Below are 20,473 nucleotides of genomic sequence, written 5' to 3'. Positions count from 1 at the left end.
GAACGTGTGGGAGCCCCGGCTGCCGGGAGGGGGCAGCCGGGGCGGGGAGGGACTGGGGTCAGGAGGCGGTGCCGGTGACGGTGTTGCCGGACTTGGTGACGGTGTAGGTGACGGTGTCGCCGGTCCAGAAGCGGAAGGTGAGCGTGACCGGGGCGCCGTCCTTGAGGGACTTGAGGAAGTCGGGCTTCACGGTGGTGGTGTTGGCGGTGTAGTCGGGGCGGTAGTTGTCGAACGACTGGTAGGTGGTCCAGGAGGCCGGGCCGGCGGCGGTGCCGTCGGCGTAGGTGGATTGCACGTTGGCCATCAGGGAGCCGTTGAACCAGCTGGGGATGGTGAGCTCGTCGAGCGTTCCGGTGGCGTTGGCCATCGTCGGTTTGTCGTAGGAGCGGATGTTGAGCTGCCAGGGGACGCCGTCGGAGTAGCGGACCTGGATGTTCGCGTTCACACCGTGGGCGCGGTCGCCGGCGAGGCGGGTGAGGGCGTCGGCGGTCAGGGTGAGCTGGTCGCCGTCGAGGGTGTAGTCGAGGAAGGGGATGAGCGGGCGGTCGCCCTGCCAGAGGCCGGTGAACCAGAGGCCGTTGGGGTTCAGGGTGATGGTCTGGGCGGTGATGGGGCCGGAGGCCGGTAGGAAGACGTTGTCGGTGGAGGCGGTGCCCGAGCGGGTCCGCCAGGAGCTCTGGATCAGCGCCTTCATCTCGGGGACCTGCCACTGCATGGTGCCGCGGTTCAGGAAGTCGTTGGCGGCGTCCCAGACGGCGGAGGTCATCCCGTTGAGCCGCGCCTCGTAGTTGACGTGCTCGAAGTACTTGAGCATCTCGCCGCGCTCGACGACGCCGGAGTACGGCGAGGTGAGCAGGCCGTACTCGCCGAGGTAGACCGGGATGCCCTTGGCGACGAAGGTGTCGTGCACCCGGGCGAAGCCGTCGGTCAGGTCCTTCTGGGCCGTGGCGTCGTAGGTGGTCCCGTTGGCGATGTTCACGCTGAACGGGTACCAGCTGTAGTAGTGCACGGTGGCGACCAGGTTGCGGTCGTGCAGCGAACTCATCGTGGTCGACAGGTCGTCGAGCCAGTGCTGGGCGTTGTTGGTCTCCTCCGAGGGCAGGACGAGCAGGCGGTCCTTGTTCCGGCCGCCGGAGTTGCGGACGATGTCGTGGAACGAGGTGTTGAGTTCCCGCAGGTACTGGGTCTTCTGGGCGTCGGCTGCGTTGGCGAACTGCGGCTCGTTGATGCTCTCCATGAGCAGGGTGCGCGGTTCGTCCTTGAAGACGGTGGCGATCTGCCGCCAGGTGGAGTTGAACCGGGCCACGATGGTGTCGTGGTCGGTGGACATCGCGGCGATCCACTTCCACGAGTCGTGGTGGACGTTGATCTCGACGTAGAGGCCGTCCGCCAGGGCCCAGTCGACCACCTGCTTGACCCGGTTCATCCACACCGGGTCGATGGTGTAGGGCGCCGTGTCGGACTGGTGGGGGTACCAGGTGACGGGGATGCGGACGCTGCGGAAGCCCTCGGACCTGAGGCGGTCGAACAGCGCTTTGGTGGTGAGCGGGTTGCCCCAGGAGGTCTCGCCGGGGATCGCGTCGAGGGTGTTGCCGAGGTTCCAGCTGGGCTGCATCTGGGCCACGGCGGCCATCGGGTCGTGCGGGACCCTGGCCCCGGCGGCCTCGGCCGCCGACGGGGCCTGGTCGGCGGGTGCGGCGACGGCGGTGCCGCAGGCGAGGCTGCCGGCGGTGGCCAGGGCCACCACGAGGCCGGCCGTGCGGTGGAGCCGGCTGCGGGAGCGCGCGGTCTGTGGTGCGTCGTTCACGGGAGGTCCCTTTCGTGCGAACAGGTGGGGGAGCTCGGATCTCGGGAGGAGGTGCGGACTGGGGTCAGGAGGCGGTGCCGGTGACGGTGTTGCCGGACTTGGTGACGGTGTAGGTGACGGTGTCGCCGGTCCAGAAGCGGAAGGTGAGCGTGACCGGGGCGTCGTCCTTGAGGGACTTGAGGAAGTCGGGCTTCACGGTGGTGGTGTTGGCGGTGTAGTCGGGGCGGTAGTTGTCGAACGTCTGGTAGGTGGTCCAGGAGGCCGGGCCGGCGGCGGTGCCGTCGGCGTAGGTGGATTGCACGTTGGCCATCAGGGAGCCGTTGAACCGGGTGGGGATGGTCAGCCCGTCGAGTGTTCCGGTGGCGTCGGACATGGCGGGTTTGTCGTAGGAGCGGATGTTGAGCTGCCAGGGGACGCCCTCGGAGTAGCGGACCTGGATGTTCGCGTTCACACGGTGGGCGCGGTCGCCGGCGAGCCGGGTGAGGGCGTCGGCGGGAAGGGTGAGCTGGTCGCCGTCGAGGGTGTAGTCGAGGAAGGGGATGAGCGGGCGGTCGCCCTGCCACAGGCCGGTGAACCAGAGGCCGTTGGGGTTCAGGGTGATGGTCTGCGCGATGATGGGGCCGGACTTCGGCACGAAGAGGTTGTCGGTGGAGGCGGTGCCGGAGCGGGTGGTCCAGGACGCCTTGATCAGGTCCATCAGGGCCGGGTCCCGCCACTGGAGGGTGGTGCGGTTCAGGTAGTTGGCGTCGTCCCAGAGCGCGGTGGTGAAGCCGTTGGCCCGGGCCACATAGTTGACGTGCTCGTAGTACTTCAGCATCTCGCCGCGTTCGACGGTGCCGGAGTTGGGCTCGCTGAGCAGGCCGTACTCGCCGAGGTAGACGGGGATGCCCTTGGCGACGAAGGTGTCGTGCACCCGGGCGAAGCCGTCGGTCAGGTCCTTCTGGGCCGTGGCGTCGTAGGTGGTCCCGTTGGCGATGTTCACGCTGAACGGGTACCAGCTGTAGTAGTGCACGGTGGCGACCAGGTTGCGGTCGTGCAGCGAACTCATCGTGGTCGACAGGTCGTCGAGCCAGTGCTGGGCGTTGTTGGTCTCCTCCGAGGGCAGGACGAGCAGGCGGTCCTTGTTCCGGCCGCCGGAGTTGCGGACGATGTCGTGGAACGAGGTGTTGAGTTCCCGCAGGTACTGGGTCTTCTGGGCGTCGGCTGCGTTGGCGAACTGCGGCTCGTTGATGCTCTCCATGAGCAGGGTGCGCGGTTCGTCCTTGAAGACGGTGGCGATCTGCCGCCAGGTGGAGTTGAACCGGGCCACGATGGTGTCGTGGTCGGTGGACATCGCGGCGATCCACTTCCACGAGTCGTGGTGGACGTTGATCTCGACGTAGAGGCCGTCCGCCAGGGCCCAGTCGACCACCTGCTTGACCCGGTTCATCCACACCGGGTCGATGGTGTAGGGCGCCGTGTCGGACTGGTGGGGGTACCAGGTGACGGGGATGCGGACGCTGCGGAAGCCCTCGGACCTGAGGCGGTCGAACAGCGCTTTGGTGGTGAGCGGGTTGCCCCAGGAGGTCTCGCCGGGGATCGCGTCGAGGGTGTTGCCGAGGTTCCAGCTGGGCTGCATCTGGGCGACGGCGGCCATCGCGTCGTGCGGGGCCCTGGCCTCGGCGGCCCCGGCGGCCTCGGCCGCCGACGGGGGCTGCTCGGCGGGTGCGGCGATCGCCGTGCCGTCGCAGAGGGCGCCGGCGGTGACCAGTGCCACCACGAGGCCGGCCGTCCGGTGGAGCCGGCGGCTGCGCGGGTGTGTGCTCTGCCGTGCGTCGTTCACGGATCGTTCCTTTCGGATGAACGGGAGCCCCTGGCGGGTGGTCAGGGAAACGGGAGGGGTTCGTAGTCGAACCGGTCGAAGTGGACGGTGCCGGCCGCGGCGTACATGCCGATGACCCGGCCGGTGAAGCCGCCGGCCACCTCGGTGGACAGGTAGCGGCCGTCGAGGGTGGCGAGCACGGTGAAGGCGCCGTCGGGCTCCTCGATGCCGAGGACGATGTCGTCAGGGCCGGTGCGCGGGCCGCGCGTCGGCCGCGGGGCGATCTCGACACCGAGCACCACGGCTCCGGCGGGTACCGCCCGGGCGGCGACCTCGGTGCGCAGCGAACCGATCCGGGCGAAGACCTTCACCTCGCCGTCGGCCGCCTCGATCTCGTAGTGGTGCTCCTCGTCCAGACGGACGGCGAGGCCGCCGCGGCCCTCGGCGGGGTCGATCAGGGTGCGGGCCCGGCAGCCGAGGTGCTGCTGGCGCCGGCCGACGAACACCACGTCGTTCTCGTCCAGGGAGGCGCCGGCGGCGCGAAGGGTGAGCCAGCCGGAACGTTCCTTCGTGGCGCACAGGTGCTCCGGGCGCCGGCGCACCGAGATCCACTGGGGGTGCAGCTCGGCCTGGTCGAAGTCGTCCCGGGCCGGTACGGCGGGCGCGGGGTGCAGCGGCCAGGCCGGGGTGGGCAGTTCGGGGGTGACCTTGCCGACGACCGGCCAGCCGTCCACCCACTCGACCGGGGCGAGGAAGGTCTCCCGGCCGAGCACGTACCAGGCGGGGGTGCCGCCGCGCGGCCGGACGGCGAGCAGCACCATCCACCAGGAGCCGTCGGGCGCCTGGACGAGGTCGGCGTGCCCGGTGTTCTGGATGGGACTGTCGGTGCCGCGGTGGGTCAGGACCGGGTTGGCCGGGCACGGCTCGAACGGTCCGGAGGGAGACGGGCCGCGGGCGATGGAGACGGCATGGCCGCGCTCGGTACCGCCCTCGGCGATCATCAGGTACCAGTACTCCCCGATCCGGTAAAGGTGCGGGGCCTCGGGGGCCATGGCGCCGGGGGTGCCGGACCAGATCCGGTACGGTTCGCCGATGGTCTCGCCGGTGGTCGGGTCGATGCGGACCTGGGAGACGCCGGCGACGGTGCACCAGCAGGTGCCGTCCTCGTCCCAGGTGAGGTCCGGGTCGATGCCGGGGACCCCGGGCAGCCGGACCGGGTCGGACCACGGGCCGGCCGGGTCGGTGGCGGTGAAGAGCATGTTGCCGCCGTCGCCGACGTTGGTGACGATCAGCCAGAAGCGCCCGTCGTGGTGGCGCAGCGTCGGTGCGTAGATCCCGCCGGAGGACGGCATGTCGAGCGGCAGGCGCAGCTGGCTCGGCCGGTCCAGGGCGTTGCCGATCTGGGTCCAGTTCACCAGGTCGCGACTGTGGAAGACCGGGATGCCGGGGAAGTACTCGAAGCTGGAGCAGACGAGGTAGTAGTCGTCGCCCACGCGGCAGACGCTGGGGTCGGGGTGGAAGCCGGGGATCACCGGGTTGGGGACGGTGCCGTCGGGCTGGTGCTGGTCTGACACGTGGTCGGGTCCTGATTCGTGAGGAGGGGTTCGTGTTCGGGGTGGTGCCCCGGGCCCTGGGGAGCCCGGGGCACCACCGGCTCAGCGGGTTCAGCCGATCGCGCAGGAGGCGCCGTTGAACCAGAAGGCGGAGGGATTGGCGTCACTGCTGGACCAGGTGGCCCGGAAGCCCCACTGGACGCTCCCGCCCTGCGGGACGGTGGGGTTGTAGGACACGTTCGCGGCGTTGACGCTGGGGCCGCTCTGCGACACCGAGGCGTTCCAGCTGTTGGTGATGACGTTGTCGCCGGGGAAGTTGAAGCCGAGGGACCAGCCGTTGACCTGGCCGAGGCTGTTGTTGACGACGGTGACGTTGCCGACCATGACGCCGGACCACTCGTTCTTGTTGTAGACGACCCGGCAGGGCGCGCTGGTCGGGTGCATCTGGACGACCGTGATGCCGTAGGCGGGCACGGTCTGGGTGGTCGGGCTGCCGGACTGGGTCGTGCCGATCCCGTGGGCGTTCTTGAGGTAGGAGTGGACGGTCGGGGTGGCGGAGGACGGGGTGAACCCGGTGTAGGAGAGGTTCACCGTGGCGTCGTTGTTCGGGTCCTTGTTGATCAGCATGACGTCCACGTCGCCGTTGGCGCGGCGGACGGCGTGCGCGGTGAGCAGCGAGGACGAGCTGGCGGCCTTGACGAGCGTGTCGCCGGGCGCGCCCAGCCTGCTGATCATCTGGATGCCGTAGTAGGCGGGGAAGGGCGTGTTGACGGCCGGCTCGCAGGGTGAGCCGCTGGAGACCATGCCGCCGTCGTTGTAGTCGGTGGCGCCCTCGACGGTGGTCACCTTGGTGCAGTCGGTGCCGTTGCGCAGGTCCCACCAGTCGACGTTGAACGCGCCGTTCTCCAACCAGGTGAGGTAGTCGTCCGGCGCGAACAGTCCGTTGGGGGAGGTGTCCAGGTAGGCCTGGGCGTTCGCCTCGGTCACCGCGATGCCGACGTTGGGGGCGTTGGATCCGGCGTACTGGTTGATCAGCGAGCGCACGGCGCCGGTGATGTTGGCGTTCTGGGCCTGCGGCTTGGTGAGCAGGTCGGCCGGGCTGGTGCTGGTGGGGTAGGCGTGCACGATGGCGAAGTCGATCTTCGAGCCGGCGATCGACAGGACGGTGTGGTTCCAGTCCATGGTGTCGCCCGGGCCGACGATGCCGTCCGGCCAGTAGCCGGGGGTGGTCAGCACGGCGCCGATCTTGACGCTCGGGTCGGCCGCCTTCATCGCCGAGATGTACTGGAGCACGTTGTCGGCGTAGGTCGTGGCGCTCTTGCTGCTGTGGGTGTCGTACTCCCAGGTGGCGTTGTACTCGCCGTTGCCGTAGACCTCGTTGCCGATCTCCCAGTACTTGACGCCGTAGTCCTTGGTGACGTTGGCGTACTGGACCCAGGCGGCGGCCTCCTGGGGGGTGCCCGAGCCGTAGTTGGCGGTGATGATCGGCTGCGCTCCGGCGGCGCGTACGGTGCCCATGAAGGCGTCGAAGCCGGTGTTGGGGGCGACGTACGCACCGCCCTCGGCGGCGCCGGTCTGCCAGTGGTAGACGTCGGAGTGGCTGCCGCCGGGGTAGCGGACGGTGTTGATGCCGGCCGTGCTGAGCAGGCCGGGGGTGGCGGCGGCGTTCATGTTGGCGTCGTAGACCGGGATGTTCACGCCGACGCCGGTGGCGGGGACGGTGGCGAGCTGTAGGGCGGCGTCGACCGACACCGACACGGAGCTCGCGGCGGTTGCGGGCGGCGCGACGGCGGCGATTGCGCCGGTGGCCGCGAGCGCCAGGGCCGCCGCCGCGGCGATGACGCGATCATGACACGAACGGGCTGACCATCTCATTGCGTCCCTCCAGGGGGTGGGGTGCGTGGTGTTCGGGTGGGGGAAACGAACTCCCGCGTTCTGGACGGCAAGGGCCCGGTTGCGGCTGCAGTGGATCGGGCCCGGACGCGAAGCGTGTTCCGTACGGATGTGGAGCGGCGCGGGCCGGCGCGGTGGAGCGCGCGCGGTAGCCGGACGCATCGTCAACTCCCTTCGGGTGTCTTTTTCGTGAGGCGTACCAGGATGGCGGACGGGACCGTCGGCAGGGTCAGGGCGAGTTCGGCGGTGGCCGGGTGCCAGAGCGCGGTGGTCGGGCTGGACGACGGGTAGAGCACCTCGACGCGGACGTCGGCACCGGCCAGGTGGGGTATGTCGAGATCCCTGACGGCCTCCTCGCCGGAGCGGCGCCAGGCGGTCACGTAGGTGGTGGTCGGGGTGTGCAGTGCCAGGGCGATCCACGGGTCCTCCCAGCCCGGGAGTCCGAGCGGCCAGGCGGGCAGCGCCTGCGGCAGGTCGGCGCGGATCGATTTGTGGACGGCTATCGCCTCGTGGACCAGGTCCCTCGATTCCGGGGACAGTTCGGTGATCCGCCCGGAGAGGTGGATGCGCCCGAGGAGCGCGTTGGCCATGGTGAGGGCCACTTCGTCGGGGGTGTCCTCCGGCAGCGGGTAGGCCCAGACGGCGCCCTGCTCGGGCGTGACGACGGTGGGGGCTGCCGCCGCGATCGGTGCGTAGCGCAGCAGGTCCTGCTGGTCGCTGGTGGACTGCAGCTGGAGCCGGGAGAGCAGGGCGTGGTCCATCCGCATGCCGCCGGACGCGCAGTTCTCGATCACCAGGTCCGGATGCCGCTCCAGGATGCCCTCCAACCAGGCGAGTTGGGCCCGGTTGTGGCCGAGCAGACCGGCCGCCGGAGCCTCTCCCGGATGGCTGCTGGTGCCGGAGCCCGGGTCGGTGTTGTGGTCGAGCTTGAGGTAGCCGACGCCCCACTCACCGACCAGGCGGTCCACCACCCGGTCCAGGTGGGCGCGGGCGGCCGGGTGGCGCAGGTCGAGGTGGTACCGGCCGCCGCCCTCCTCCACCCGCCGGCCGTCCCGGCGGAAGAACGCCTCCTCCGGAAGGGACCCGGCCACCGGGCTGTTCACCCCGACCGCCTCCGGCTCCAGCCACAGGCCGGGGACCATGCCCCGTTCCCGGACGCGGTCCAGGACCTCGTGGATCCCCGTCGGCCCGGGGAAGCGGGAGGCCGACGGTTCCCAGGCGCCGACGGAGCTCCACCAGTTGTCGCCGTCGTCGTACCAGCCGGCGTCGATGACGAAGTACTCCGCGCCGGCCTCGGCGGCGGCGTCGACCAGCGGCAGCAGCTTGGCCGTGGTCGGGTCGCCCATCAGGCAGTTCATGTAGTCGTTGAAGATGACCGGCAGCCGGCGGTGGTCCGGGTGCGGCCGGCGGGTGGCGCGACGGTACCGGGTGAGGACGGCGAAGGCACCGTCGGGGCCGCCGTCCGCGGCCAGCGCGAGCGCCACGGGCACGGTGCGGAACTCGGCGCCCGGCTCCAGCGGGTGGCGCCAGCCGTGGTCGGCGTCCTCGGGGCCGTACAGCGCCGCGTACGCGGTGTCGTCGCGCACACCGCACTCCCAGCGCCAGCCGCCTCCGTTGTGCTCGATCTGCCACAGCCAGGTGCGGCCGGACTCGCGGTCCGTCAGGCCGCCCATCGGCAGGTGTCCGCAGCTGGACCACACGCCCTGCCCGGCCACGACGCGGGTGCTGCGGCCGGCGGTGGTGTGGAACCGGCCGCTCCGCTCGGGCGAGGACACCCGCAGCGGCTGGCGCTGCCAGCGGCATTCGGCGAACCACTCGTTCTCCGCCCACAGCACGTCGGCGGTGTCCAGGGTCGCCGGGTCGCCCCGGGTGAGGCAGCCCGCCACGAGCGAGCCGACCGACTCCAGGTGCAGCGTCCGCGGTCCGTCGTTGCGCAGCAGCACCTCGCTGCGCAGCACCGGCAGGCCGTCCGGGGACCGGTAGACCGCCTCGGCGGTCAGACCGGTCTCCGGCTCGTGGAGTTCGACGGTGAGCACGTGCCAGTCGCCGTCCCGGGACGCGCGGTGGGAGCGATGGCGCAGGCGGGCGCCGAGGACGGAGTTGACGAGGTGCCGGCCCGACCAGTGGCGGCCGAGGCCGGCGGTGGTCACCTCCACCAGCGGCAGCGGTGCGCCGGGGCGTGGCGTGGTGGTCTTCTCACCGGGTGCGCCGATGCGGACCAGGCGGGGAGTGCCGTGCTCGCCCAGGGCGATTTCCAGTTCCAGGGCGCCGTGGCCCCAGCGGATCGTCTCGTGCGGGTCGCTCATGGTGGCCTTCCTCGGTCGGGAGGGGGAGACGTGTGAGCGTTCACAACATGCGCGTTCACAACATGCGCAGGACCGCGCAGCCGCCGGGCGCCAGCTCGCTGAGCGTCGCGTCGGTGAGCAGGTCGTGGCCCGGCCGCGGCAGCGGTACGGCCTCGGGGCGGTGGTTGAGCAGCAGGTGCCAGCCGCGGCCGTCCGGGGCGTGCCGGGTCACCGCCTCGACGCCGGATGGCAGGCCGGGCAGTTCGGGGCCGACGCCGGCCTCCGCGAGCAGCCGGTCGACCAGGTCGGCGTAGCCCGCGTCGTCGAGGCGGGTGGAGAGGTACCAGCCGTGGCCGGAGCCGAAGGCGTGGCGGGTGAGCGCCGGGCTGCCGTCGAGCATGCCGCCGGTGTAGGCGGCGAGAGCATCGGCGCCCTCGGTGCGCAGGGACTCGCTCCAGGACGTGGCCGTCGAGCCGTCGGAGAGCGTGATCGCGTCGTCCTGCCGCAGCGGGCGGTACTCCTCGACCCGGATCCCGAGCGCCTCGCGCAGGGGTGCGGCCGGGTACCCGCCGAGTCGGGAGTGGAGGCGCTCGTCGACGACGCCGCAGAAGTGCTGGACGAGCAGGGTGCCGCCGTCCGCGACGTAGCGGCGCAGGTGCTCGGCGCCGGCGTCGGTGAGGAGGAACAGGGCCGGGGCGATGACCAGCCGGTAGCGGCCCAGGTCCTGCTCGGGGTGGGCGAAGTCGACGGTCCGGCACGCGTCCCAGAGCGCCCGGTGGGCGCGGCGCAGCGCGGCGAAGTAGTCGAGCTCGGACGACGGGAGGCCGTCGGCCCGCATCGCCCACCAGGCGTCGGAGTCGTGCAGGACGGCGACTTCGGCCCGGACGGTGGAGCCGGCGAGTTCGCCGAGCCGCGCGACGGCCTCTCCGGCCGCCGTGACCTCGCGGAAGATGCGGCTGTCCGGCCCGGCGTGCGGGACCATCGCCGAGTGCCACTGCTCGGCGCCGGCCCGGGACTGGCGCCACTGGAAGAACAGGGCGCCCTCCGAGCCGCGGGCGATGTGGGCGAGCGAGTGGCGCAGGATGTCCCCCGGTTCCTTGGCGAGGACGCGGCCGCCGGCGTAGACGGTGTTGGTGCCCTGTTCCATCAGCAGCCAGGGGGCGCCGCCGGCGATCGAGCGGGCCCGGTCGGCGTCGAAGGCGGCGTGGGCGGCGGCGTCGACGCCGGGTGCGCCGGGGTAGTGGTTGACGGAGACCAGGTCGACCTCCCGGCCGAAGGCCCACAGGTCGAGGGTCTGGTAGCCGGGCAGCATGAGGTTGGTGGTCACCGGGCGGTCGCTGTGGGCGCGGATCGCGTCACGCTGCTCGCGGTAGGCGGCGAGGGTCTCGTCGGACCAGAAGCGGCTGAAGTCCAGCGTCTGGCCGGGATTGTGGTGCCACTGGCTGGTACGGGGCGGGAGGATCTGCTCCCACGAGGTGTAGTGCTGGCTCCAGAAGGCCGTCCCCCAGGCTTCGTTGAGGGCGTCGAGGGAGCCGTGGCGGGCACGCAGCCAGACCCGGAAGGCGGCGGCGGTGTGGTCGCACCAGCAGAGGGTGACGTACTCGTTGTGGACGTGCCACAGGGCGAGCGCCGGGTGGTCGCCGTAGCGTTCGGCGAGGGCGGCGGCGATCCGGCGGGCGGCCCGGCGGTACGCGGGGGCGGTGAGGCAGTAGGTGTCCCGGCTGCCGTGGGTCAGGCGGGTGCCGTCGGGGCGGACGGGCAGGGCGTCCGGGTGGGCCAGGGTGAACCAGGGCGGTGGGGAGGCGGTGGGTGTGGCCAGGTCGACGGCGACGCCGGCCGCGTGGAGGCGGTCGAGGTGGGCGTCGAGCCACTCGAAGTCGTACCGGCCCTCCTCGGGCTCCATCAGGGCCCAGGAGAAGACGCCGACGGTGGCGAGGTTGACCCGCGCCCGGCGCATCAGTTCGTCGTCCTCCTTCCACACCTGGGCGTCCCACTGCTCGGGGTTGTAGTCCCCGCCGTAGGCGAGGCCGCCGAGGCGGTCCGTGAGCCGGCGGATGTCCATCTGGGAACCGTCCTTCTGGGAGTTCCGGGAGTTCGGGGAGTTCCGGGAGTTCCGGGAGTGGGGTCAACTGCGCTGCGGGGCCGGGGCGGTGCTCTCCCGGACCACCAGTTCCGGTGGCATCAGGAGGAGTCGGTCCGCCGGCTCGTCGCCCGCGGCGGTCGCGGCGATCCTCGCCATGACCTGCTCGACGGCGACCTGCCCGAGGTCCTTCCTGGGGCTGGTCACGGAGGTCAGCCGGGGGGAGTGCTGCTCGGCCATCGGGTCGGGGCAGATGGCGATGACGGAGGCGTCCTCCGGCACGGTCCGCCCGCTGGCGCGCAGCAGGCTGAGCAGGGGACCGATCGCGGCCTCGTTCTGGACGACGAAGCCGGTGGTGTCCGGGCGGTCCGCCAGGATGCGGGCGAGGGTGCCGGCCGTGCTCTCGTAGGTGCCCTCGCAGGGCCGGTGGAGGAACCGCAGCTCCCGCCGCTCGGCGCGGGCGCGGAAGCCGTTCAGGGTGCGCTCGGCGTAGCCGGCGTGCCGTCGGTAGACGCGGCTGCTGTAGCCGATGAAGGCCACGTCGCGGTGGCCGAGGTCGGCCAGGTGATCGGCGCACAGGGCGCCGGCGGTGGCGAAGTCGTGGTCGACGCAGGAGAGGCCGGAGGGGTCGTCGGGCAGGCCGATGAGTGCGGCGGGGATCTCCTCGGCGCGCAGGACCGGGATGCGGTCGTCGTCCAGCCGGACGTCCATCAGGATGACGCCGTCGGCGAGTCCGGTGGCGGCGACCCGGCGGACGCCGTCGGGTCCTTCGTCGTTGGTGAGCAGCAGGACGTCGTAGCCGTGCTCGCGGGCCGCCACGGTGACGGCGATGGCGATCTCCATCATGGTGGGGACGTGCACCTCGGGGTGGAGCGGCACCACCAGGGCGATGATGTGCGAGCGCTTGCCGGCCAGGGCCCGGGCGCCCGCGTTGGGGTGGTAGCCGAGGTCCGTGATGGCCTGCTCGATGCGGGTCCTGGTCTCGTCGGAGATCGGGCGCTTGCCGCTGAGGGCGTAGCTGACCGTGCTGGACGAGACGCCGGCGTGCCTGGCCACATCGGCGAGTGTCACCATCGTTCTGCTTCCTTCGTGTCGGTTCCGGTGGGGAGAGGTCCCGGTCGTGCGAGGGGGAGGCCCGCGGCGGGACCGCTCCCGGTCCGTGGGACCCGTCGGGCCCCGGCACGGACGGCTCAGCCCTTGATCGCGCCGGTGAGGACACCGGTGCGCAGGTGCTTCTGCACGAACGGGTACACGATCACCAGTGGTACCAGGGTGAGGACCACGACCGCCATCTGCAGCGACAGGGGTGCGGTCTGCGCGTGGGTCTCCCCGAAGCCCGAGTTGACCGAACCGGGCAGGCCGTTGGCGCGGTTGACGTAGGTGAGCAGCACGTACTGCAACGGCCACTTCTGACTGTCCGTCGGCATGTAGAGCATGACGTTGAAGAAGGAGTTCCAGTACCCGACGGCGTAGAACAGCGCGGTGACGGCGGTGACGGCGCGTGAGGTGGGCAGGACGACGGACCACAGGATCCGCCAGTCCCCGGCGCCGTCCATCCGGGCCGCGTCGATCAGTTCGGCGGAGGTCTCCTGGTAGAAGGCGCGCAGCACCAGGATGTTGAAGACGGAGACCGCGCTCGGCAGGATCAGGGCCCAGTACTGGTCGTAGCCGCCGAGGCCGGTGACGACCAGGAAACTCGGGATGAGGCCGCCGCTGATGAACATCGTGACGATCAGCAGCAGCAGGACGAAGCGGTGCCCGAGGGAGCGCGGCCGGGAGAGGCCGTAGGCGCACAGGATGGATACGGCCATGGACAGCGCGGTGCCGACCAGGGTGATGCCCAGGCTCACTCCCAGCGCGGTGACGACCGTCGGGTCACTGAGCATCTGGCGGTACGTCTCGGTGGTCAGGCCGTCCGGCCAGAGCACCAGGCCGCCGGCCCGGTTGATGGCGCCGGGGGTGGAGAAGCTGGTCAGGACGATGATCCAGAGCGGGACGAGGATGACGGCGAGCGTCCCGCCGAGCGTGAGCCCCTTGGCGGCCTGGCCGACGGCGGTGGGCGGCTCCTCCCACGGCGGGCGGGCGGACCGGGCCCGGCGCCGGGCGGCCGCTGCCGCCGTGCGGCGCTTCTCGCGCCGCGATCCCACGGTGAGTGCGTTGGTCATCTGCGGTACAACCCGTCCTCGCCGAAGGCGTGCGCCAGCCGGTTGGCACCCCAGATGAGCAGGAGGGAGACCACGCTCTTGAAGAGCCCGGCCGCCGCGCCGTAGCTGTAGCCGCCGGTGGAGATGCCGTAGTAGAAGGAGAAGGTGTCCAGGACGTCCGCGGCCTCGTGGCCGACGGCGTCCCGCTGGATCAGGAACTGCTCGAAGCCGACGGACAGCGCGTTGCCGAGCCGCAGGACCAGCATCAGCACGATCACCCCGCGCAGGCCCGGCAGCGTGATGTGCCACATCCGCCGCAACCGTCCCGCGCCGTCCGCCGCCGCGGCCTCGTACAGCTCGCTGTTGATCGCGCTCAGCGCGGCCAGGAAGACGATGATCCCCCAGCCCGCCTCCTTCCAGACCGCCTGGGAGGTGACCAGCAGCGCGAAGGTGTGCGGGTTGGTCATGATGTCCCAGGTGCCGATGTCGTGTTGGCGCAGGAACTGGTTGAGCACGCCGGCGCCGCCCAGCATCTGCTGGAAGATCGTGATCGCCAGCACCCACGAGAAGAAGTGCGGCAGGTAGACGACGGACTGGAAGAAGTTGCGGATCCGCTCGCTCACCACCGAGTTGAGCAGCAGGGCCAGGGCGATCGGGACCGGGAAGAACAGGATGAGCTGGACGAAGCTCAGGTACAGCGTGTTCTTCAGCGCGGCCCAGAACGCCGGGTCGCCGAACAACTGCTGGAACTGGTCGAAGCCGACCCATTCGCTGTGCCAGACCCCGACCAGCGGGTCGTACTCCTGGAAGGCGGTGACGATGCCGAACAGCGGGACGTAGTTGAACACCAGGAGCAGGACGACGGCGGGCACCGTCATCAGCAGGAGCGACTTGTCGCGTCGCAGTCTGATCCGCCAGCCGAGCCGCGCGGGGCCGGCCGGGCGCTTCGGTGCCGCGGTGCTCACTGGCCGGCGCCGTACTTGTCGAGGACGTTGTCGGTCATCCACTGCTTGAGCCGCTCCCCGGGCCCGGACCGCCAGCTCGCGATGGCGTCCTGCACGTCGGAGACCTTCTTCTTGCCGTGGTAGCAGTCCTTGAGGGTGTCGTTGACGCTCGGCGCGGCCGCGGCGGTGGCGAGCGCCTGCGGCATGGTGAAGTTCATGCCCCAGAAGGGCGGCTTGGTGAGGTACTTGACGTTGGCGGCGGACCAGGACGTGTAGTCCTTGGTGACCTGCTCGCCGCCCGGGTTGCTGATCACGGAGCCGGGAGCGGCCAGGAACGGGAAGGTCGTCGCCTGGACGTCCTTCTTGCCCTCGTCGGTGAAGGTCGGCACGCCGTTCACCCGGGTGTGGTGGACGCCCTCGACGCCGTAGTTGACCAGGGTGTATTCGGCCGTGCCGTAGGGGGCGGCGAGGTAGTTCGCGACGGCGATCAGTTCCTCGATCTGCGCCGGCTTCAGATTGGCGTTGAGGTAGCTGATCATGCTGGCGGCGGCGCCCATGTAGATCACCGGCGTGCCCTTGCCGTCGGCGGTGATGGCGTTGAACGCGCCGCGCCGGTAGTTCGGGTCCGCGGCGACGCCGGACTGGTGGTCGCCCAGGTTCCAGGCGCCCAGTCCACCGCCTCCGATGAGCGACTTTCCGCTGTAGAAGCGGGTGGCCCCGTTGGCGACGTCACCGGCGAGCGCCTCCGGGTGCATGTAGCCCGAGGTGGCCAGCCGGTAGTGCCAGTCGAGGGCCTCCAGGAACTCCTGGGTCTCGAACGGGTGGACCAGCTTGCCGTTGTCGATCCGCCAGTTCATGGGGACGTTCCAGGCGGTCTGGAGATACGTCCACACGTCGTCGAAGGCCCACACGCCCCGCTTGGCGTCGGTCAGTTCCTTGCCGATGTTCATCAGGTCGTCGGCGGACTTCACCTGGTCGGCGGTGATGCCCCGGGCTTCGAGGACGTCCCGACGGTAGAAGGTGGCACCGGGGATGCCGAAGCTGGTGGAGAAGCAGGGGATCCCGTAGAGCTTGTCGCCCCAGACCCCCGTCTGCCAGGCGCCGGTGGGGAGGGAGGCCAGGTTGGGGTACTTCTTGACGTTGTCACCGGACAGGTAGGGGGTCAGGTCCGCGAGCTGGGTGCCGACCAGCCCGCCGGTGTTGAAGTTGGCGTTCAGCCAGGACGGCAGGTTGATCCAGTCCGGCAGCTTCTGGGCGGCGGTCATCGTCGGGATGATGGTGCTGTAGTTGATCCCGTCCGCGGGCTTCATGGTCAGCTCGACCCCGAGCGCCTTGTTCATCGCCTGGTAGAAGGAGTTGCCGACCGGCGGGGCGGTGCCCCACAGCGGGGTGACCGCCGTGTAGCTGCCGCCCTTGCCCGGAACGCCGGAGACGCTGGCGGGCGGGGAGGCCGGGTAGGAGAGGTAGCCCGCGTCGGTCGCGGCATCGGATCCGCCCTGCACGGGGGCTATGTCCGGCTTGACCGCGTTGGTGTTCGGCACGTAGGCGGGCAGGGCCGCCTTCAGGCCCTCCTTGGTGTTCGCAGCGGCCTTCTTGCTCGAGCCGCCGCCGCAGGCGGACAGCAGGGGTGCCATCGCGGCGGCTCCCGCGACCGTGGCGGCGGTACTCAAAAAGCTCCTGCGGTTCATCCCGGATCTCATGGTGGCGTGGCCCCTCTCCGTCGAAGCACAGTCGAAGCACCGAAGCGTCGAAGCGCTTGGATGTTTCGGCGAGACTAACGACGCGTTTCGGGTTGAGCAATAGTCTGAACAAATCCAAAATGGTTTGTGTCATGGGGAGTTGACACTTTCTTCGGAGCGTGCCAGCGTCGAAGCGCTTCGATCCATCGTCGCCGAGCCCAGCCCGCCCGAGGGGTATTCCACGTGAGTTCCGTGCCCGCGTCCGTAGCCGGCCTGCCCGACTTCCGCAATCCCACGCTTCCCCTGCGCAAGCGTGTCGACGACCTGCTCCACCGGCTCACGCTCGACGAGCGGGTCGCGATGCTGCACCAGTACGCGCCGGCCGTCCCGCGCCTCGGTGTCGGCCCCTTCCGCACCGGCAGCGAGGGCCTCCACGGCGTCTCCTGGCTCGGTGTGGCCACGGTCTTCCCGCAGGCCGTCGGCCTCGGCGCCAGCTGGGACGAGGACCTGGTGCGCAACGTCGCCGAGGCGGTCTCGACCGAGCTGCGGGCCTTCCACCACCACCGCCCGCCGGCGGTCGGCACCGCCGAGGAGCGCGGACCCAACTCCCTCCAGGCCTGGGCCCCCGTGCTCAACCTGCTGCGCGACCCGCGCTGGGGGCGCAACGAGGAGGGCTACTCCGAGGACCCGGTGCACACCGCGCGGGTCGGCGAGGCGTTCTGCAACGGCCTCACCGGCGACCACCCGACCTACCTGCGCACCGCCCCCGTGCTCAAGCACTTCCTCGCCTACAACAACGAGGACGACCGCTGCACCACCTCCTCCGGACTGCGCCCGCGCGTCCTCCAGGAGTACGACCTGGCCGCCTTCCGCCCCGTCGTCGCCTCCGGCGCCGCGACCGGCGCGATGGCGGCCTACAACCTGGTCAACGGCCGCCCCTGCCACGTGAGTCCGCTGATCGAGGCGGAGCTGCGCCGCTGGGCCCGGCCGACCGGCCACGAGCTGTTCGTGGTCAGCGACGCCGAAGCCCCCTCCAACCTGGTCGACCCGGAGCACTACTTCGACGACCACGCCGAGTCCCACGCGGCCGCGCTCAAGGCCGGCATCGACAACTTCACCGACCACGGCGAGGACAGCGACACCCCGGTCGGCCGACTGCGCGAGGCGCTGGAACGCGGCCTGATCGATGAGGCCGACGTGGACCGCGCCGTCCGCCGCCAGCTCGAAGTGCGCTTCCGCCTCGGCGAGTTCGACCCCGAGCTGGACCCGTACGCGGGCATCGGCCTCGAGGTGGTCGACAGGCCCGAGCACCGCGCCCTGGCCCGCAAGGCCGCGGCCGAGTCGACCGTGCTGCTCAAGAACGACGGCCTGCTGCCGCTCGACCCGGCCCGCGCGCGCCGGATCGCCGTCATCGGCCCGCTCGCCGACAGCCTCTTCGAGGACTGGTACAGCGGCACCCTGCCGTACCAGGTGACCATCGCCGCCGGCCTGGCCGCGGCCCTCGAAGCCCACGGCGGCGAGATCGTCCAGGTGGAGGGCTCCGACCGGATCACCCTGCGCTCGCGCACCACCGGCGAACTGCTCGGCAAGTCCGCCTTCGACGTGACCGACTGGGGCGGCGGCGCCTCCACCCTGCGCGACGCCGACACCGGCCGCTACCTCGGCCTCCAGGACGACGACACCCTGGCCGCCGACCGGGACGTGATCAAGAGCTGGTTCGTCAAGGAGACCTTCCGGCTCGAACCGGCCGGCCCGGACACCGTGCTGCTGCGCTCCGTGTTCACCGGACGCTACGCCGCCGTGGACCCGAGCGACGGCCGGGTGGCCGTCACCGCCGAAACCGCGGAGGACGCCGAGCACTGGCAGCGCGAGCTGGTCCGCGACGGCGCCGCCGAGGCCCGGGAGGCCGCCGCGACGGCTGACGTCGCCGTCGTCGTCCTCGGCAACCACCCGTTGATCAACGGCCGCGAGACCGAGGACCGCGCCGACATCGACCTGCCCGAGGGGCAGGAGGAACTGCTGCGCGCCGTCGCGGCCGTCCGCCCGGACACCGCGCTGGTCGTGATGAGCAGCTACCCGTACGCCCTCGACTGGGCCGACGAACACCTGCCCGCCGTGGTGTGGACCTCCCACGGCGGGCAGGAGACAGGACACGCGCTGGCCGCCGTGCTGCTCGGCGAGGCCGAGCCCGCCGGCCGCCTGCCGCAGACCTGGTACCGGGGCGACGACCCGCTGCCCGCCCCGCTCGACTACGACATCATCAAGGCCGGCTGGACCTACCAGTACCACCGGTCCGCGCCGCTCTACTCCTTCGGCCACGGCCTGTCCTACACCGACTTCGCCTACCGCGACCTGCGCCTGTCGCAGCCGTCGATCGCCCAGGACGGCTCGGTCGAGGTCACCGTGACCCTGGAGAACGGCGGAGCACGGTCCGGCAGCGAGGTGGTCCAGGTCTACGTCCGCGCCCTGGAGGCCCGCTACCAGGCACCCCGGTTGCGCCTGGCCGACTTCCGCAAGGTCCGGCTGGAGCCGGGGGAGAGCCGTGAACTGGCCTTCCGGCTGTCCGCCGACCAGCTCGCCCACTGGTCCGTCGCCACCGGCTACTTCGCCGTCGACCCCGGCGGCTACCAGGTGATCGTCGCCCGCAACGCCGACCACCCCGTCCTCACCGCGCCGCTGACCGTGACCGGGGCACCCGCCGCGCCCCGAGCGGGCGCCGGACACCGGATCCTGGCCGTCGACTTCGACGACTACGAGGACATCACCATCGCCGACGCCACCCGCTCCACCGGTGACGCCGTCACGGCCACCGATCCCGCGCAGCCCGCGACGCTCCTCTTCCGCGAGGTCGACCTCTCCGGGGCCGCGGCGATCGAGATCGAGACCGCCCGCGAGGGCGCCGGCACGGGCGGGGCGCGGCTCGAAGTCCGGGTGGGCGGCCGGCTGCTGGCCGAGATCGACGTGCCCGTGACCGGCGACCGCTACGCCTGGACCAGCACCACCGCCGAGCTCGCCGCCCCGCTCCACGGCGTGCACGACCTGAGCCTGACCCTGCACGGCGACTTCCGGCTCTCGGCCTTCCGCTTCGGCGCGGGCGGCTGAGGCCTCCGCCCCACAGACCGGCGGTCCGCTCATGGGGGGGCGGACCGCCACCCATTCCCGCCCGGCTCCCCGGCCGGGCGATCCCGCACGCCGCAACCGTTGCGACCCCGCAGTCACCCGCCGTCCGGAGGCGGCCCGCATGTCACTGCTCACGCCCCACCACCTGACCTCGAACTCGCAACACCCAGAGGAGGCCCCCGTGCCGTTCACCGACTTCGGAGTCGACGAACTCGGCGACTACCGGCCCGAGTCGACCATCCCGCAGGACTTCGACGAGTTCTGGCAGCGCACCCTCACCGAGGCCCGCACGCACGGCGGGGCGGTCAAGGCCGAACGCGTCACCGCGCAGTACGGACTGCGCACCGTCGAGGTCGACGACGTACGGTTCCCCGGCTGGAACGGCGAGCCGGTGGCCGCCTGGCTGCTGCGCCCGCGCGGCGCGGCCGGCCCGCTGCCGGTCGTCGTCACCTACATCGGCTACTCCGGCGGCCGCGGGCTGCCCACCGAGCACCTGCTCTGGTCCGCCGCCGGCTACGCCCAGCTCGTCGTGGACAGCCGCGGACAGGGCCACGACACCCCGGACCGGACCGCGGGCGACGGCACCCAGTGGGTCGGAGGCTTCATGACCCAGGGCATCGACTCTCCGGAGAGCTACTACTACCGGCGGCTGATGACCGACTGCGTGCGCGCCGTGGACGCCGTCGCGGAGCTGCCCGGTCTGGACGCCGACCGGATCGTCGTGGCCGGCGGCAGCCAGGGCGGCGGCCTGGCGCTCGCCGTCGCCGGGCTCACCGGGGACCGGGTGGCCGCGGTGATGCCCGACGTCCCGTTCCTGTGCCACTACCGCGAGGCCGCGCGGATCTCCCTGGACGGCCCGTACCAGGAGCTCGTCAACTACCTGCGCTGGCACAGCCGGCACCGCGTGCAGCCGGCCTTCGCCACCCTCGACTACTTCGACGGCGTCAACTTCGCCCAGCGGGCCACCGCGCCCGCCCTCTTCAGCGTCGGCCTGATGGACCCGGTCTGCCCGCCCCGCACGGTCTACGCCGCCTTCAACCACTACGCGGGGGAGGACCGCACCATGACGGTGTGGCCCTTCGCCGACCACGCCGGCGGCTGCGGCTCCAACCCGCCCGTCCAGCTGTCCTGGCTGCGCGAGCGCGGGCTGGCACCGGAGCTGTGACC

At 71.3% G+C, this 20,473-nt stretch carries 12 protein-coding genes; 2 read left to right on the top strand and 10 right to left on the bottom strand.

Going from position 1 to position 20,473, the window contains the following annotated elements:
* Positions 1–58: 58 nt before the first annotated feature.
* From O1G21_RS02085 to O1G21_RS02040, 10 genes are all read right to left on the bottom strand, one after another.
* A complete protein-coding gene (locus tag O1G21_RS02085) occupies positions 59–1,807 on the bottom strand; it encodes a cellulase family glycosylhydrolase (RefSeq protein ID WP_270140223.1) in 1,749 nt (582 codons plus the stop codon).
* 64 nt (positions 1,808–1,871) lie between these two features.
* Positions 1,872–3,629 carry a cellulase family glycosylhydrolase gene (locus O1G21_RS02080; RefSeq protein ID WP_270140222.1) on the bottom strand — a complete coding sequence of 586 codons (1,758 nt, stop codon included), beginning with the start codon at positions 3,627–3,629 and terminating at the stop codon, positions 1,872–1,874.
* A gap of 41 nt (positions 3,630–3,670) precedes the next feature.
* On the bottom strand, positions 3,671–5,182 hold the full coding sequence (locus O1G21_RS02075; protein ID WP_270140220.1) for a glycoside hydrolase family 43 protein: 1,512 nt from the start codon (positions 5,180–5,182) through the stop codon (positions 3,671–3,673).
* Positions 5,183–5,272: 90 nt separating this feature from the next.
* The gene (locus tag O1G21_RS02070) at positions 5,273–7,036 is read right to left on the bottom strand and encodes a cellulose binding domain-containing protein (protein WP_270140218.1); all 1,764 of its coding nucleotides are present in this window, start codon (positions 7,034–7,036) and stop codon (positions 5,273–5,275) included.
* Between the two features lie 182 nt (positions 7,037–7,218).
* A complete protein-coding gene (locus tag O1G21_RS02065; protein WP_270140216.1) occupies positions 7,219–9,360 on the bottom strand; it encodes a glycoside hydrolase family 36 protein in 2,142 nt (713 codons plus the stop codon).
* Between the two features lie 55 nt (positions 9,361–9,415).
* Positions 9,416–11,401 (bottom strand): beta-galactosidase, encoded by a 1,986-nt coding sequence (locus tag O1G21_RS02060; RefSeq protein WP_270140214.1) that lies wholly within the window; start codon positions 11,399–11,401, stop codon positions 9,416–9,418.
* 63 nt (positions 11,402–11,464) lie between these two features.
* Positions 11,465–12,493: a LacI family DNA-binding transcriptional regulator gene (locus O1G21_RS02055; protein WP_270140212.1), complete on the bottom strand. Its 1,029-nt coding sequence runs from the start codon at positions 12,491–12,493 to the stop codon at positions 11,465–11,467.
* A gap of 116 nt (positions 12,494–12,609) precedes the next feature.
* Positions 12,610–13,584, bottom strand: coding sequence for a carbohydrate ABC transporter permease (locus O1G21_RS02050; RefSeq protein ID WP_270140210.1), 975 nt, complete (start codon positions 13,582–13,584; stop codon positions 12,610–12,612).
* Positions 13,581–14,528: an ABC transporter permease gene (locus O1G21_RS02045; protein WP_270140208.1), complete on the bottom strand. Its 948-nt coding sequence runs from the start codon at positions 14,526–14,528 to the stop codon at positions 13,581–13,583. Before O1G21_RS02045 ends, O1G21_RS02050 begins: the two co-directional genes overlap by 4 nt.
* Positions 14,525–16,177 (bottom strand): ABC transporter substrate-binding protein, encoded by a 1,653-nt coding sequence (locus O1G21_RS02040; protein WP_270140206.1) that lies wholly within the window; start codon positions 16,175–16,177, stop codon positions 14,525–14,527. The genes O1G21_RS02045 and O1G21_RS02040 overlap by 4 nt, the downstream gene beginning before the upstream one ends.
* A gap of 252 nt (positions 16,178–16,429) precedes the next feature.
* Here O1G21_RS02040 and O1G21_RS02035 point away from each other — a divergent pair, with 252 nt between their 5' ends.
* Complete coding sequence (locus tag O1G21_RS02035; protein WP_270140205.1) at positions 16,430–19,288, top strand: glycoside hydrolase family 3 protein; 2,859 nt, start codon at positions 16,430–16,432, stop codon at positions 19,286–19,288.
* 199 nt (positions 19,289–19,487) lie between these two features.
* A complete protein-coding gene (locus tag O1G21_RS02030; protein WP_270140203.1) occupies positions 19,488–20,471 on the top strand; it encodes an acetylxylan esterase in 984 nt (327 codons plus the stop codon).
* The last annotated feature ends 2 nt before the right edge of the window (positions 20,472–20,473 follow it).

It is taken from the genome of Kitasatospora cathayae (assembly GCF_027627435.1).
Taxonomy (GTDB): Bacteria; Actinomycetota; Actinomycetes; order Streptomycetales; family Streptomycetaceae; genus Kitasatospora; species Kitasatospora cathayae.
Note: the sequence above shows the minus strand (reverse complement) of the source record. Positions and strands in the feature narration are given on the sequence as shown.